This window comes from Candidatus Methylomirabilota bacterium (genome assembly GCA_036005065.1).
Lineage (GTDB): Bacteria > Methylomirabilota > Methylomirabilia > Rokubacteriales > DASRDR01 > DASYQW01.
The window spans coordinates 1-15,460 of the sequence record DASYQW010000065.1; the positions used below are offsets into that span (position 1 = coordinate 1).

Sequence of the window (15,460 nt, forward strand, 5' to 3'; positions counted from 1 at the left end):
GAAGCTCACGGACGCAGGCCTCCAGCGTGCGGCGGCGGGCCACGTCGTCGTCGATCTGGAGCACCATCGCCCCGTAGGCCGCCATGAAGACCTTCATCGTCCAGGGCACCCGCCCGAAGGTGAAGACCACCGCCGGCAGGCCCGCCTTCGCCGCATGGGCGGCGGTGGCCGCGCCCTGGTTGCCGGTCGAGGAGTCCAGCACGACCCGCGCCCCGGCCTCGACCGCTTTTGACACGGCGACCGCGGCCAGCCGGTCCTTGAACGACCAGGTGGGGTTGCGGGTCTCGTCCTTGGCGTACAGGCGGGCCAGGCCATAGCGGCTGGCCAGCCGCGGCAGCTCGGTCAACGGCGTGCCGCCTTCTCCGAGTGCCACGCGCCGTCCCGGGTCCACCGGCAGCAACTCGCCGTAGCGCCACATGTCCCACGGGCGTCCGGCGAGGCTGCCGCGCGTGAGGGTCCGCGCCGCGGCGGCCTCGTCGTAGCGCGGCCAGAGGTTGACACCGAGGCCGGCAGGCCGGCAGGCCGGGCAGCCGTCGAAGAGCGGCTCGGCGGCGTATTCGGCCCCGCAGCGGGGACAGGTCAGCCCGATGACCACGCCCATCGGCTCATCTCATGGGGACGGAGAGAGCAGCCATCGCTGGAAGAAGGCGCAGCAGTCGGCGGCAACGGTATGCTGCACGTCGCGTCGGTCCACCCCCGGCGGGTCGGTATAAATGGCTCGCAGGGTGCCATCCGGGTCGAAGCGGCTTTCCTGACCGGGGCGCAGGGCGGCGTGGAAGACAAAATGTCCGGTCGGAGGCGGAAGAACCATGAGCTCGGATCCGGCAATGGAACGGGCGTAATGCAGGGCGTTGGTTTCGGGGACCAGCATCTCGTCATTCTTGCCAACCACGATGCGCAGCGGACGGTGAATTCTGGCTAAGTCTTGCGGCTCGAATGCCCAGCCCAAGGAGGGCGCCATCAGGTAGAAGGCGCGGATGCGAGGGTCCGAGTGGTCGGCGGCGGCCGCCTTGAAGTCGGTGGTCTCCATCAAGCGTCGATAGATGGGGGAATCCACGGGGGGGAACTCGTCGGGCGGCGCCCAGCGAGGCCCGGGATTGGCAGTCCGCCGGTAGGCCGATGCCCGCCCGCCGGCAAGCCAGATACCGGTTCCTCCACCCAGCGAGAAGCCGGCCATGCCCACTTTCCGCGAATCGATAGACCGCCGACCATCATCCGACTGAAGGAGGTAGGTGAGCACGAACCGCAGGTCCTCGGCCCGCTGCCAGTGGTCCATGTGGGGAGTCTTGAAGGTCGGATCGAGATGCTGCGGGGCAGCGACCGCAAATCCGCAGCGAACCAGGCGGTCGGCCAGCCAAGCGAGCGATTCGGGCCGGCTGGTGAGTCCATGGGAGAGAAGGATCAGGGAGCGGCGACCGGGGACCGGTGACGCGTCCTCGACCCGCGCGGACTGTACGTAGAGGCTGTCCGGGATGGTGGCTTTCCCGCCCGGCGGCGCCGGGTACCACAGCTCGAACGTCAAGGTTCGCTGGCGGGCAGCGTCCGTTAGCTGAACGTGGCGGTGTCCGAGAACCGGGTCCCCGGCACGAAGCGGGACCGCCAGGACGGCCAGCAGAAGCAGCGTCAGAGTAGCGACAGGCGTCGACAACACGCTCGATGGTGGCCTGCTCGCCTGCCCGCGTCTTTTCCCGGCGGTCACCGCCCCGCTTTGTTGGCGGCGAACACCGAGGCGATCTCGAACAGCATGTGGGCGGCCGTGATCGAGGTGATGTCGTTGGTATCGCACGGAGGCGAGACCTCGACGAGATCGGCGCCGACCAGGTTGAGCCCCACCAGGCCCCGGATGATCTGCATGACCTGCCAGTTGGTCAGCCCCCCGATCTCCGGGACCCCGGTGCCCGGCGCACAGGACGGATCCATCCCGTCGATGTCGAAGGTGAAGTAGAGCGGGGCGCCGCCGACGATCTCGCGGATCTCGGCGACCACGTCGTCCATCGGCCGCCGATGAATCTCGTGGGCCGGCATCATCCGGTAGTGCTCCGTCGACCACTGGAGGTCGTCGGGATAGAAGAGACTGCCGCGAATGCCGAGCTGGACGACCTTCTCGGGGATGATCAGTCCCGCCTCGTGGGCCCGGCGGAACGTCGTGGCGTGGGTCAGCTTGTGGGCGAACTGGGTGTCGTGGGTATCGGTGTGGGCGTCGATGTGGACGATGGCCAGCGGCCCCTGATGCCGCGCGACCGCCCGCAGGATCGGGAACGTGATGCTGTGGTCTCCGCCGACGGCGATCGCCTTGCAGCCGTGGGCGTAGATGGCGTCGAACTCCTCGGTGATCCACTCGAACGTCCGCTCGATCTCGAACGGCGTGGTCCGCACGTCGCCGTAGTCCGCGATCCGGATCTGCTTGTGGACGGTGAGGTCGTAGATCGGATGGTGGATGCGCACCTGACTGGAGGCGTTCCGGATGGCCCGGGGCGCCAGGCGCGCTCCGACGCGATAGCCGGCGGCGGTGTCGAACGGCACCCCGACGAAGGCCACGTCCAAATCCCGCGTCTCGCGAAGGTGGGGCAGGCGCATGAAGGTGGCGATGCCCGAGTAGCGCGGATACACCATGCTGTCGATCGGTTCCGGGTAGCTCATGTCATCTCCTCCGAGAGTGGGTCGAGGGAACCTTCACCGCACGCCCGGCATAGCGAGCGTGGCGGCTCAGAGGCTCCAGCCGATGAGGAACGACGCACCGAGGTAGAAGAGCGCTTCGAGGTAGCCCACGCCGACGTTGGGGATCTCCTGCTCCACCACCTCCTGGTGGATGGTCACCCCGGGCAGCAGCACCCAGTCGGTCAGCTGGCGGGCGGCGAAGAGGAGGATCAGGCCGGCCAGGGCGTACCCGGTGGCCGCCGTGAAGGCCGGGGTCCAGCCTTCGAACGGCCCCGAGATCGACATGCGGAGCACGTTCGCCATGGCGACGAACACCCCGGCCACGCTCAGCGCGATCGCCTGGTTGCCCCGCCGGATCTCGGCCGCGAACTCGTAGCGCACGAGGCGGAGGAAGGCGGCCGCGGCCAGGGCCAGCAGCATCTGGGCGTACACCCAGAACACCGCGGCGGGCAGCAGGCCCCCCTCGTCGGCCAGGGCCCCCAGCACGAGGAGCGCGTTGGCGATGTGCGAGCCGGCCGCGACGATGCCGCAGGCGAGGTTGCGGCGCTCGAGGATCTCGCGGGCGAAGTCGAGCCCGTGAAAGAGGAGCCGCCGGTTGACGACGGCCGCCACGTTCAGGAGCAGGATGGCCAGGAGACCCCAGCCGGCCACGGCCAGCGCCTCGCGCAGGAGATCCCCGCGCGGCTGACCGGACAGGGGCGCGCCCATCACGATGAGGATGCCGAGGTAGTACGCCCCGAGCGGCACCGCGAAGGCCAGGTTGTCCCGGGCGGTGACCTCCCGGTCGACGCGCGCCGGCGGATTCGCCACGCCATAGGCGAGCTTCCCCACCCAGGCCAGCGCGAAGCTCAGCAGGAGATACGTGACGGCGTTGAGCCCGTAGGTCATGCCCCCTCCCCTCCCGCCGGCCGGCCGCCGACGGCCGCCGCCGGCCGGGCTGCCGGAGGCCGGCCGGCCGCCGGAGTTCGACGGAGGGCCCGGAGCGCCACGTCGGCGAGGCGGTCGTAGAACACGACGTCGCGCGATCCGATCCGCCGGACGTGGCGCCCGCCGAACTTCTCCTTGAAGCGGGAGAAGCGGTCGTAGGGATGGTCCGGACGGCCGGGCGCCACGTAGCCGTAGAAATCGTAGATGCGGTAGCCCTCGCGGGCCGCCTCCCGCAGGATGTGCCAGTGCAGCGCGTAGCTCGCCATCACGTCGGGGAAGAGCGGCAGGTGACCCCCGTAGAGGAACGTCACGGTCCCGCCATGGCGGACCGTCAGCGCCGCCGCCAGCGTCATCCCCTTGTAGCGGGCGAAGGCCAAGCGTCCCATCTCCGGGCACAGAGCCTGGACCAGGTTGATGAAGAAGCTCTTGGGCTCGAGGAGGAAGCCGTGATAGCGCGCGGTCTCCGCCAGCACGCGGTAGAACTCGTGCACGTCGGCGGGGTCCGTCGAGCTCACCACCTCGACGCCCCGGCGCCCGGCCAGCCGCGCGTTGTAGCGGCCCTTCGGCTTCATCCGCGCCAGCATCACGGCGTCGGGCCCCAGGTCGACCTCGAGCGTTTCCTCCGGCACGAGGTCGACCGGCGCCCGCGCCAGGCCGCCCAGGGGCGCCGGCACCGCTTCGAGCCGAGGCTCGACGCGCACCGCCACCGCCCGCTTGCCGGCTGCCGAGGCGAGGAGCGCCTCGAGGAGCGCCCGGAAGGCGGCGGCGGCGCCGGGCGTCTCCCAGTCGAGGACCGGCCCGTCCGGGACGGCGACCAGGCCCCCCTCGGCGGGAGACGGGAACGCGTAGGCGACGGCCCCGCCGCGCAGCGTGGCCCCCTCGAAGATCCCGAGCCGCACGACCGTGTAGCCCTCGAGCTCCTTGAAGCGCGACCACGCCCAGGATTGCATGAAGCCGGCGCCGTGATGGTCCGCCGTCAGCGCGTCCCACGCGGCGCGATGGCGCGCCTCCAGAGGGGCGATCCGTCTCATGAGCGCGGGGCCGGTGTCGCCGGAGGCGAGACGCCGAGCGCCGCGCCGTGACGCTCGACCCAGCGGGCGACGGGGCCGGCGAGGGACTGATCGCGGCCCTGGGTCAGCCGCTGGTTGAGGACGCCGAAGACGAAGCGGTCCTCGTCGGTCAGGGCGGTCGGCGGCGCGACCGGGCGCCGATGGACGCTCCCGTCCGGGTGGACGAGGACGAGCGTCGGATCCTGGTGCGCGTACTGGGCCGGCTCGAGATAGATGCCCGGGGTGACGGGAACCCACCGGGGAGACCGGGTCACCGCCGGCGCGGGCGGTCGCGTCACCCAGACGCCCTTGCCGGTCTCGACCGCCTTCCGGATGGCCTCGAGGCGCGCCAGCTCCGAGATGGCTTCGACCCCCTGCGGCAGCGGCGCCGCCCACCGCACCCACTCCACCCAGCGCCGGTGGTCCTGGATGGCCCGCTCCAGGACGCGGCCCTGGGCGTCGAGATGCACCGGCGCCTCGGCCTCGAGCTCGCGCGGCGGCAGGAGGGCGAGGATCTCGCGGCCGTCGGCGTCGAGCACCCGCACGCGGCCCGGCTCGAGCAGGCACTGGTACCCGGGCGGGGCCGTGGTGCAGGCGAGCGCGCCCGACTCGAGCACCTGGAGCTCCGGCGTGAGGGCGACGAGCGAGGGGATCGTCCGCCGGGTCCCCTGAGGATCGGCGAGGGCGAGGTTGCGCGCCGGATACTCGCGGCCCAGGGGATCGAAGACGCGCCGGGGCTGCCGCGTCGGCGCCCACGCCGGCTCCCCGAGCACGCTCGGGCGGAAGCCGTACGGGATGGGACGCAGGCCCGGAGCCGTGAAATTGAAGCCGTAGAAGGGAAGCGATTCTCCCGAGCTTCCCGACGACGAAGAAGAGCTTCGGGTCCCCGACGAGCTGAAGCCTTTGGCGTACAGGTTGTCCGGGAAGAAGAGGTTCACCAGCAGGAGCACGAGGAGGTAGATGGCGAAGACGCGATAGGCGTGCTCGAGCAGGTCGCGCAGCGACGGCAGGCCGTCCCGGATTCGGGCGCGCAGGGCGCGAAGCTCGCGGACCCAGGCCCGGGGGAGCTCCCCCGCGCGGCGGAGCGCCGTGTCCACAAAGGCCCTCAGATCGAGCTCGCGGAGGAGGGTCTCGGCGTGTTGACTCCAGTCGAGGAGCGCTTCCCGGGTCTGGCCCCGCCGGGAGAGCGGCAGACACCGCAGGAGCTCCTCGAGCGAGCGGCGGCCGGCCGGCTCGTGGAGCCAGCGGGCGAATCCCTGCGCGGCCGTGAGCCGCGGCCCGGGCTCGCCGGGGCCCGGACGGAAGCGGAGGGCTCGCCAGGGGGCGGCCCAGGCGAGGGGCGCGGCGTTGTGGAGGTAGTAGAGGAGCTCGTCGGTTCGGTTCGGCGCCGCCTCCATGGCGCCCCGGGCGGCCGCCGGGACGCGCGTCGCCGCGAGGACGGTCTCCGCCGTGAGCTCGGTGCCCTCCGGCAGCCGGAGGCGGCGGAGCTCGGCCCGAGCGATGGACCGAGGCGAGGCGAAGAGGAAGCCCCAGCGCCCGTAGCCCTCCTCGAGGAAGGACGGGAGCGCGAGCGCGTAGGGCACCGCCCACAACCCGGCGGCGCCGAGCGTCGCCCCCACGCAGCCGAAGCCCTGCGGCGTCAGCTCGGGGGAGACCGCGTTCACACCCAGGAGGCCGGCCGGCCGGAGGGCGGCCCGCGCCTTGCGGAACAACGGCACGCTGAACAGGGCCGCGCCGGCGACGTCGTCGGGGTACGTGAGGTCGTAGATCAGGACGTCGAAGCCTCGGGCGCGCCCCAGGAATTCCCGCGCGTCGAGGACGTGGACGCGCACGCGAGGGTCCCGGAAGGCGCCGCGATTCAGCTCGGCCAGAGGCCCCCGCCCGAGCCGGAGCACCTCGGGATCCCGGTCCACGACGTGAGCCTCTCGGACCTCGGCGACGCGAAGGACTTCGCGCAACGCCAGACCATCGCCGCCGCCGAGGATCAGGACACGAAGCGCTCGCCGCGGCGCCCGGCTCGCCGCCAGGGCTATGGGAAGGAGCGCCAGCGGCTCGTGGTAGAGGCGCTCGTCCCGGGCGTCGAACTGGAGGTCACCGTTCAGGTAGAGCCGGAGATGGCCGCCGCTCGTGTCGAGGAAGACGTGGCTCACGGCGTCACCCTGGGACGGGGCCGGGATCCGTCGCATCTCGGCGTCCTCGGCCCTCGCCGGCGCTCAACGCATGCGGCATACGCCTCGCGCCGGCTCGGGCCTGCGCCCTTGAGCTGCTCGGGCCGCAGCCCGGTCCGGGACCGGACGGCGCCGTCGAGGTCGGGTTCACGGACTCTCCGTGTCGCTGAACGTCAGCAGCACCGCCAGCGCGGCGCACCCGAGGGCGCCGCCGAGCGCGGCCGGCCCGAGGGCCAGGGCGAGCTGGCCGAGGCTGTGGGGCATGGGGGCGAAGCGGAAATAGTGGAAGAGGCCGAGCACCAGCAGCGGCGCGGCCACGGCGACGAATGCCGCGTAGAGCACGGGCAAGTGGCCCTCGGCCGCCTCCCGCCGCCCGCCGCCCCAGAGGACCACCGCCGGCGCGACGAGGAGAGCCAGGAAGCCCACCGCCCGCGTCTGCGGAGGATACCACCAGAAGACCACGGTCAGCAGCGCCGCCAGGAGGAGGCCGGTGGCGGCCGCGGCCGGCGCGCGGGCGAGCGCGAAGACCCAGCCCCCGAGCAGGGCGAGCGGCAGCGACGCGGAGATCGACTGGTCGAACGGGCGCCCGAGGAAGAAGGGCAGCACGTAGACGATCGGCAGGCACACGGCGGCGGCCAGGAAGGGGTTGAGGCGCCTCCGGAGTGCCGGCGTCTGGCGGGTGGCGGCCGGGCGGGCATCGGCCCGCAGGCCGGATGCGACGAAGGGCGTGGCGCTCGCGGACGCGACTCCGGCGTCTCCCGACGCCGCCGGATCGAGTGTCACCTGGCCGGGCTCGATGTAGCGGCCGTGATAGCAGTCGACGCGGCCGTCGCCCCAGCGCTCGACCGCGAGATTCGTGGCGCGCCCCTCGTCCCAGTAGTCCCACGTGGTCTTGGGGACGCGCTGGCCGGGCTCGTCCTCGTAGGTGCCCTCGGTGGTGTCGACGTGGCGGTAGGTGCCGCCCGCGTACGTCACCGTCTCGGGCGGGGCGGCGTCGCGGTGGCCGGCGACCCACGCGGGCAGGGCCTCGCCCCCGGCGACCGCCACGGCGTCCGAGGAGATATGCCGCGTGAAGAACCACCGGGTGGGCACCCCCTCCTGCACCTCCTTCAGGAGGTAGGCCTCGGTGTCCCCGGTCTCGCAGCACCACTCGGTGACGCGGTATCCCTCGGGGCTCCAGTAGCTCGAGTGGTCGGTGACCTCCCACTCGTGGCCTTCGAAGGAAAGCGTCTGGCCGACGCGAGGGTCGGCGGTCTCGAGCCCGGGGCGTTTCGGCGCGGCCATGCGGTGCTCTCGGGGCCGCAGTCTGTGGGCGGAAGCCCGTCCCTGTCAAGTTTCGGGTGCAGCCGACGCTTGACGCTCGGCGCGCCCTCGGGCTAGCATCGCTCACACCCCACCGAGGAGGATACCGAGATGGCGAAGACCGTCGACGAGCTCCCGCTCCGGGCGCTCTTCGGCCTGGACACCGAGGCCGGCCGCCCGCCCACCGCGCTCTCCGCCAACGCCCGCTACCTTTCGTCACTCGACGGCTTCAACATCAAGCGTCCCTCGATCCCGCCTCGCGTCTTCCTGGACGAGCGCGACCGCGCGCTCGATCCGGCGACCGCGACCGGGCTGATCCCGCTCGACCTGAGCGGCGAGCTCGAGCTCGATGGCCCCGCCACCACGCCGCTGATCCTGGCGCGCTATGCGCGGATCCGGACCGGGGACAGCCTCACCACGGCCTTCACCGCCAGCACCGAGCTGGCGTATGTGATTCGCGGCTCGGGCACGACGACCTTCGGCGCGCGCGGTGGCGAGCCGATCGCCTGGCAGGACGGCGACGCCTTCGGGCTTCCCGGTGGCAGCACGGTCACCCACCGGGCGGCGACCGACGCGGTCCTGTGGGTCGTCACCAACGAGCCCCAGCTCGCCTTCGAGCGCTGCCGGCCCCCGGCGCCGGGCGAGGGATCCATCGCGGCGGTCCACTACCCGGCGGCCGAGATCCGCCGGCAGCTCTACGCCGTCTACCAGGACCCCCGCGGGCAGGCCATGCCCGGCAAGTCGGTGAACTTCGGGAATGCCGCGCTGGAGGGCTCGCGGACGACGACGCCGTCCTTCACGCTGGCGATGAACTCGCTCCTGCCCGGGGAGTCCCAGCGCGCTCACCGCCACAACGCCGTGGCGGTCACGCTGGTCGTGGCCGGGACGGGCTGTTACTCCCTGATCGACGGCGCCCGGGTCGACTGGGAGCCGAGCGCCGCGATGATCACGCCGCCGACGCTCCTGCACTCCCATCACAACGACGGCGACGCGCTGGCGCTCTTCCTCATCGTCCAGGACGGCGGCCTCTACTATCACTGCCGGACGATGGGTTTCAGCTTCACGTAGCCCGTCGGCGACTCCCACCCGGCCGCCATGGCCGAGTACGACGCCTCCACCTACGGCGAGCGCATCGCCGACGTGTACGACGAGTCGCCGCGGATGCCGCCCAATACCGATGCCGCGGTGGCGTTCCTGGCCGGTATCGCCGGGCGGGGTCCCGCCCTCGAGCTCGGGATCGGCACCGGCCGCATCGCCCTGCCGCTGGCCGCCAGGGGCCTCGAGGTGCACGGCGTCGATGCCTCGCCGGCCATGGTGGCGAAGCTCCGGGCCAAGCCCGGCAGCGAGCGGGTGCCGGTGACGATGGGGAACTTCGCCGACCTGGCGCTGGGCCGCCGCTTCTCGCTGGTCTACGTCGTCTTCAACACCTTCTTCGGCCTTCTCGCCCAGGACGATCAGGTGCGCTGCTTCGCCCGGGTGGCCGAGCACCTCGCGGAGAACGGCGTGTTCGCGCTGGAGGCCTTCGTGCCCGATCTCGGGCGCTTCGACCGCGGTCAGCGGGTGGGGGCGATCGTGGTCGAGCCGGAGGTCGTGCATCTCGAGGTGGCCCTCCACGACCCCGTCCGGCAGCTCGTCCGCGCGCAGAACGTGGTGATCACGCCGCACGGCGCCCGGCTCTATCCGGTGTGGCTGCGCTATGCCTGGCCGTCAGAGCTGGATCTGATGGCCCGGCTCGCCGGGCTCCGGCTGCGCGAGCGGTGGGGCGGCTTCTCCCGCGAGCCGTTTACCGGAGAGAGCGCGGCCCACGTCTCGGTCTACGAGCGGGCCGGCTGAGCGAGGGCGAATGCGATGGCGTCCGGGAGCGTCATCGAACAACCCCGGGCGCTGGCTTCGTCGACCGCCTCACGGCTGACTTCCCGGCTCACCGCCTCCAGGCTGCGCTCCAGATCGGCCTGCCAGGCGGGCGGCGCGGCCGCGCCGATGGTCCGGCGCAGCGCGGCGGCGGCCCCGGCCAGGCAGTGCGCGCGGGCCGGCTGGGCCTCGATGGCGGCCAGACCGGCGAAGCCCTCGAGGACGAACGCGATGCCGCGCCGGTCCCCTACGTCCTTGAAGATCGCCAGGCTCTCCGCCAAGCGCGTCCGGGCGACGTCGTACGCGCCCCGGTCGCGGGCCAAGCGCGCGACCGTGCTCAGCACGTTGGCGGTGTTCTGCCGGTCTCCCAGCTCGCGATAGACCGCCAGGGCCTCCTCGAGGCGGGAATGCGCCTCATCGTATCGGCCCTGGACCCGGGCAACCATCCCCACGCCCGTGAGCGCCCAGCCGTAGCCCACACGATCGCCGAGCTCTCTCCAGAGGCCCAGACTGTCTCTCAGGTATCCCTCGGCGGCCTCCGCATCGCCCTGGTCGCGGGCGATGAGCCCGAGGTTGCCGAGTGCTGCCGCGATCCCGCGCCTGTCGCCGCTCCGCTTCAGCACAAGGAGGCTCTCTTCGAGCAGGTCGCGAGCGGCCGCGTAGTCGCCTTCGGTCCGAGTGAGGAAACCGAGGTCGACCAGGGCCCAGCCGATCCCGGGCGCGTCGCCGAGCTCGCGGAAGATCTCCAGACTTTCCTGGAAGAAGGCGCGGGCCTCGCGGTAGTCTCCCTGCTCCCGGGCGAGGTACCCCGCCCCGTGCAGAGCCTTGGCCCGCCCGGCGGTTCGCTCGCGGGCCGCCGGTAGCGAGAGCAGCTCGGCCACACGCTCCCGGCTCTCGGTGAAGTGACCGCGGGCGTGCCAGAATCGTCGGAGCGCCGCCCAGAGCCGGAGCCCTTGATCGGCCAGCCCATTCCTGCCGAACCAGTGGAGGGCTGCGCTCAGGTTGTCATGCTCCGCCTCCAGCCGGTCCAGCCATTCGGCCTGACTTGACCCGACCAGGCTCGGCTCCGCTTGCTCGGCGAGCCCCAGACAGTAATCGGCGTGGCGCCGGTGGAACCGGTCTACCTCGCCGGCCTCGTCCAGGCGCTCCAGCGCGTACTCGCGGACGGTCTCCAACATCCTGAAGCGCGGCCCGGCAAACCCTTCGTCCCGACGGAGGAGGCTCTTGTCGAGGAGGGCCGCCATCCCATTCAGCACGTCGAGTCTCGGACCCGGCCCTTCTCCGAACACCGCCTCAGCCGCGCTGAGCGTGCACCCACCGACGAACACCGCGAGCCGACGATACATCATCTGCTCGGCCGGAGTCAGCAAGTCGTAGCTCCAGGCGATCGCCTGACGCAGCGTCTGCTGGCGGGCGGGCACGTCCCGGGGTCCGCTCGTCAGCAGGGAGAGCCGATGCTCCAGCCGCGCCAGCAACGCCGGCGGCGCGAAGACGTTGACGCGAGCGGCGGCCAGCTCGATGGCCAGCGGCAGGCCATCGAGGCGGTGGCACACTTCGGCGATCGCGTACGCGTTCCGCTCCGAGACCGCGAAGTCGGGCGTAGCCGCCTGGGCCCGCTGGATGAACAGCTGAACCGCCTCGTAGCGCGTCAACTGCTCGACCCCTTCCACCCGTGTGCGGTCCGGCAGCTCCAGCGGAGGCACGGGGAGTTGTCGCTCACCGCGCAGATGCAGGGGCTCGCGGCTGGTGACGAGCGCCTTCAATCCCGGGCATGCCGACAGGAGGTCGGCCACCTGCGCCGCCGCCGCCTGAACGTGCTCGAAGTTGTCCAGCAGGAGCAGGAGATGCCGGTCGTGGAGATACTCCCTGAGGCTGTCCAGGATCGGCCGGGCGGCGCTCTCCTGGATCCCCAGCATCTTGGCGATGCTCGGCATCACCAGGTCCGCCGAGATGACCGGAGCGAGCTCGACGAAGAACGTGCCCCCCGGGAACTCGCGGAGCGAGTCGGCGGCCACCCGGAGGCCGATTCGGGTCTTGCCGACCCCGCCGGGCCCCGTGAGCGTGAGCAGTCGCGTATCCGGATCTCGAAGGAGGGCATGGGCCGCTTGGACCTCGCGCCGGCGACCGATGAACGGCGTCGGCTGGACCGGAAGGTTGTGAGCGAAGTCCTCGACCGCCCGCGGAGCCGGAAAGTCGGTGGCCAGCCCGGGCGCCAGGAGCTGGAAGATTCGCTCCGGCCGTTGCAGGTCCTTGAGCCGATGCTCGCCGAGGTCACGGAGATCCGACCCGGCGGGCAACGCGTCCCGCACGAGCTCCGCCGCGGCCGACGAGAGCAGCACCTGTCCACCATGGGCGGCGCTCGTCAGCCGAGCACAACGGTAGAGGGCCGGGCCGAAATAGTGAGACCCCTGCCGCTCGACCTCCCCCGTGTGCAGTCCCATCCGCACCCGGAGCTGGCCGAGGTCGCCCCAGGATTCGGCCTGGAGATCACGCTGAGCCCGGAGCGCGGCGGCGACCGCGTCCCGGGGCGACGGGAACGCCGCGTATATGGCGTCGCCGACCGTCTCGAACACGTACCCGCGGTGCTCTTCAACGACCGCCCCCAGGATCGCGTGGTGCCGAGCGATGGCGCCGCGGTAGGCCTCGGGATGCCGCTCCACGAGCCGGGTCGACCCCTCCACATCCGTGAAGAGGAAGGTCACGGTCCCGGACGGCAGGTCGGGCATCATCGGCCTCAGATGGCGAGCCGCACCACCACTCGCGCGCCGCCGGCGCGTCCGGATGAGCCCGGCCGCGCGGCAGGAGCTCACGGACAGCTCAGCCGACCGAGACCTGCTGGAGGTCGGGGAACCAGCGCGCGAGCCGAGAAGCCCCGACGAGGATCGTCTCGTCGCGCCCCGGCCCGGTCGAGATCAGCGAGATCTCGCAGCCGATCAGGTCCTGGATCCAGCTCAGGTAGTCGCGGGCGCGCCCGGGAAGCTCCTCCCAGACCCGCAGTCCCTCGGTCGGCGCCATCCAGCCCGGCCGCTCCTCGTAGACGGGCTCGATCTTGGCCAGCACGCGCTCCTCCAGCGGCAGCTCGTCAAGGGGCGCCCCGCGGTAACGGTAGGCCACGCCCACCCGGACGCGCTGGCACTGGTCGAGCACGTCGAGCTTGGTCACCGCCACCGTGTCGAGCCCGTTCACCCGCACCGCATGACGGAGGAGGGGCGCGTCGAACCAGCCGCATCGTCGCGGCCGGCCGGTCACCGAGCCGTACTCTTTCCCGCGGGCCCGGATCAGCTCGCCGAGGTCGCCCGCGACCTCGGTCGGGAAGGGGCCGCCGCCCACGCGCGTCGCATAGGCCTTGGTGACGCCGAGGACCCCGTGGATCCGGGTCGGCGGCACGCCGGTTCCCACGGTGGCGCCGCCGGCGGTCGCGCTCGAGGACGTGATGTAGGGATAGGTGCCGTGGTCGATGTCCAGCATCGTCCCCTGGGCACCCTCGAACATCACGCTCGCCCCGGCCGCGATCCACCGGTGGAGCAGGAGAGTCGTGTCGGCAATGTGGGGGGCCAGCCGCTCGGCCTGGGCGCGGACAGCCCGCAGGAGCTCCTCCACGCCGAACCCGGGGTGCCCGTAGAGGCCGCGCAGCACGTGGTTCTTCACGCGGAGGTTGAGCTCGAGCTTCTGCCGGAGCAGCGCCTCGTCCAGGAGGTCGCCCATCCGGATGCCGAGCCGAGCCGCCTTGTCGGCGTAGGCCGGCCCGACGCCCTTGCCGGTCGTGCCGATGCGAGCCTGGTCATCCGCCTGGTCGAGGGCCCGGTGATACGGCAGGATGGCGTGCGCGCTCTGGGAGACGTAGACGTGGTCGAGCGCGATCCCGGCCGCGCACAGCCCGTCCATCTCCTCGAGGAGGGCCTGGGGATCCACGACGACGCCGCCGCCGATGACGCTGCGCTTGCCGGGCCGAAGCACCCCGCACGGCAGCGACTGCAGCACGTACCGCCGGCCTCCGGCGACGACCGTGTGCCCCGCGTTGGGGCCGCCGGAATAGCGGGCGACGACCTCCACGCAGGGAGCCACCAGGTCGACGACCTTCCCCTTGCCCTCGTCCCCCCACTGGGCGCCGACCACGACGATGTTAGGCACGCGTCGATCCTCGGAGGGGGGCTGCGCGCGGGAGGTTTGTCATCAGTGGTCGGCCTCGCTCACCAGACCCCCCGCGGGCTCGAGAAGGCGAGCCGGGGCCGCCAGGAGCTCCCCGAGCGGTACGGGCTCGTCCTGGCCGCTGGTGGGGTCGACGATGCGGACCTCGCCGCGGCCGAGGCCGTCGGGGTCGATCACCAGGACACGGGTGGCCCGGATCTCCCGGGCGTAGGCGAGCGATTCGTGGAGCGGCCGGCTCATGATGTCCCGGGCCACCGCGAGCCCGAGGTCGCGAAGGCGGCGCGACAGCACGAGGGCGGTCGCCTTGTCCTCCGTGAAGTCGATGATGAAGACCTCGGGCCCCCGCACGGGCAGCTCGACGCCCTGCGCCTCCAGCGCGAGGAGGAGCCGGTTCACGTCGAAGGCGAAGCCCGTCGCCGGACACGGGTCCCCGAAGCGCGCCAGGAGGTGGTCGTAGCGCCCGCCCCCGCAGACCTCGGCGCCGAAGCCCTCCACGTACCCCTCGAAGTTGACGCCCGAATAGTAGTCGAAGCCGCGTACCTCCCCGAGATCGAGGATGACGGCGTCGCCGAGACCATAAGCGGTCAGGAGCCGATGGACCTCGCTGAGGCTCGCCACGGCACGCTCGGAGCGCGGGTTCTGGACGAGGGCCGCGGCGCGCGGGAGGACGCCGGCGCGTCCGTGGAGCGTGGGCAACGCCAGGAGGAGGTCGGCCGTCGCCGGTGGGACCCGCAGCTCTCCTACCAGGCGCTCGAGCTCCGCCCGGTCCTTCCGGCGGAGGGCGTCCCGCAGTGCCCGCGCCACCAGCCGCTCGACGCCGAGACCCTCGAGGATGCCGCGGACGAACTCGACCTGCCCCACGTCGATCTGGAAGCGGCTGAGCCCCGCCGCCCGGAACCCTTCGATCGCCATGGCGATCATCTCGGCGTCGGCCTCGGGCTTGTCGAGCCCGATGAGCTCGACCCCGGCCTGATAGAACTCGCGCTGGCGTCCCACCCGCGGCTCGTCGTAGCGGAAGAGGTTCGTCCGGTAGGCCAGGCGGTAGGGCTTGGGCTGATCCCGGAGACGGGTGGCGGCGATGCGGGCGATCTGAGGCGTCACGTCGGCGCGGAGGGCGAGCATGCGGCCCGTCTCGCGGTCGACGAACCTGAACATCCGCTCCTGGAGGGACTCGTCGGTGCCGAGCGCGAGGACGTCGAAGAACTCGTAGGTGGGGGTCACGACCTCGCGGAAGCCCCATAGACGGAAGACGCCGAGCAGCCGCTCCTGCAGCCCGCGCAGCCGGGCGGCCTCATCGGGCAGATAGATCTTGACCCCGGTGGGGAGCTGCGAGTGAAGGCTACGTCGGTCCATACC

General features: G+C 71.9%; 12 protein-coding genes. 2 read left to right on the forward strand and 10 right to left on the reverse strand.

The genetic code is table 11. The features are described from left to right. The 7 genes from VGW35_04880 to VGW35_04910 all read right to left on the reverse strand — a co-directional run. A partial coding sequence (locus VGW35_04880) for a pyridoxal-phosphate dependent enzyme (GenBank protein HEV8306979.1) occupies positions 1–601 on the reverse strand: 601 nt, incomplete at its 3' end. A 9-nt stretch (positions 602–610) separates the two neighbouring features. Further along, positions 611–1,522, reverse strand: a complete 912-nt coding sequence (locus tag VGW35_04885) for a hypothetical protein (protein HEV8306980.1) — start codon at positions 1,520–1,522, stop codon at positions 611–613. 173 nt (positions 1,523–1,695) lie between these two features. Further along, positions 1,696–2,640 carry an agmatinase gene (speB, locus tag VGW35_04890; protein HEV8306981.1) on the reverse strand — a complete coding sequence of 315 codons (945 nt, stop codon included), beginning with the start codon at positions 2,638–2,640 and terminating at the stop codon, positions 1,696–1,698. A gap of 66 nt (positions 2,641–2,706) precedes the next feature. Beyond that, positions 2,707–3,546, reverse strand: coding sequence for a DUF350 domain-containing protein (locus VGW35_04895; GenBank protein HEV8306982.1), 840 nt, complete (start codon positions 3,544–3,546; stop codon positions 2,707–2,709). Continuing rightward, positions 3,543–4,616, reverse strand: coding sequence for a peptidoglycan bridge formation glycyltransferase FemA/FemB family protein (locus VGW35_04900; GenBank protein HEV8306983.1), 1,074 nt, complete (start codon positions 4,614–4,616; stop codon positions 3,543–3,545). The genes VGW35_04895 and VGW35_04900 overlap by 4 nt, the downstream gene beginning before the upstream one ends. Then, the gene (locus tag VGW35_04905) at positions 4,613–6,820 is read right to left on the reverse strand and encodes a hypothetical protein (GenBank protein HEV8306984.1); all 2,208 of its coding nucleotides are present in this window, start codon (positions 6,818–6,820) and stop codon (positions 4,613–4,615) included. The genes VGW35_04900 and VGW35_04905 overlap by 4 nt, the downstream gene beginning before the upstream one ends. A gap of 129 nt (positions 6,821–6,949) precedes the next feature. Further along, entirely contained in the window at positions 6,950–8,086 is a 1,137-nt protein-coding gene (locus VGW35_04910) for a DUF4178 domain-containing protein (protein ID HEV8306985.1), read from the reverse strand. Positions 8,087–8,215: 129 nt separating this feature from the next. On the opposite strand from VGW35_04910, the gene VGW35_04915 reads away from it, so the two are divergent. After that, the gene (locus VGW35_04915) at positions 8,216–9,172 is read left to right on the forward strand and encodes a cupin domain-containing protein (protein HEV8306986.1); all 957 of its coding nucleotides are present in this window, start codon (positions 8,216–8,218) and stop codon (positions 9,170–9,172) included. A gap of 27 nt (positions 9,173–9,199) precedes the next feature. Beyond that, positions 9,200–9,937 carry a class I SAM-dependent methyltransferase gene (locus VGW35_04920; protein HEV8306987.1) on the forward strand — a complete coding sequence of 246 codons (738 nt, stop codon included), beginning with the start codon at positions 9,200–9,202 and terminating at the stop codon, positions 9,935–9,937. Here the strand turns inward: VGW35_04920 and VGW35_04925 are convergent. The 3 genes from VGW35_04925 to hisZ form a co-directional block, all read right to left on the reverse strand. Continuing rightward, entirely contained in the window at positions 9,919–12,684 is a 2,766-nt protein-coding gene (locus VGW35_04925; protein ID HEV8306988.1) for a tetratricopeptide repeat protein, read from the reverse strand. The two genes, VGW35_04920 and VGW35_04925, sit on opposite strands and share 19 nt — an antisense overlap. 88 nt (positions 12,685–12,772) lie before the next feature. Continuing rightward, entirely contained in the window at positions 12,773–14,086 is a 1,314-nt protein-coding gene (locus VGW35_04930; protein ID HEV8306989.1) for an adenylosuccinate synthase, read from the reverse strand. 42 nt (positions 14,087–14,128) lie between these two features. Continuing rightward, positions 14,129–15,457 (reverse strand): ATP phosphoribosyltransferase regulatory subunit, encoded by a 1,329-nt coding sequence (gene hisZ, locus VGW35_04935; GenBank protein ID HEV8306990.1) that lies wholly within the window; start codon positions 15,455–15,457, stop codon positions 14,129–14,131. Positions 15,458–15,460: the final 3 nt, after the last annotated feature.